Genomic DNA, 413 nt, shown 5'->3' on the forward strand with positions numbered 1-413 from the left:
GCAGTAACACCGAGTACAGGAATATTAACCTGTTTCCCATCGACTACGCCTTTCGGCCTCGCCTTAGGGGTCGACTCACCCTGCCCCGATTAACGTTGGACAGGAACCCTTGGTCTTCCGGCGAGCGGGCTTTTCACCCGCTTTATCGTTACTTATGTCAGCATTCGCACTTCTGATACCTCCAGCAGACCTCACAGTCCACCTTCAACGGCTTACAGAACGCTCCCCTACCCAACAACACATAGTGTCGCTGCCGCAGCTTCGGTGCATGGTTTAGCCCCGTTACATCTTCCGCGCAGGCCGACTCGACCAGTGAGCTATTACGCTTTCTTTAAATGATGGCTGCTTCTAAGCCAACATCCTGGCTGTCTGTGCCTTCCCACATCGTTTCCCACTTAACCATGACTTTGGGA

Annotated in this window: 1 rRNA gene; it reads right to left on the reverse strand. The window is 53.3% G+C overall.

Annotation, left to right across the window (positions count from 1 at the left end):
* A 23S ribosomal RNA gene (locus ET34_RS0118875) occupies positions 1-413 on the reverse strand; the annotation flags it as partial.

Origin of the sequence: Siccibacter colletis, assembly GCF_000696575.1 — a bacterium.
GTDB classification, from domain to species: Bacteria; Pseudomonadota; Gammaproteobacteria; order Enterobacterales; family Enterobacteriaceae; genus Siccibacter; species Siccibacter colletis.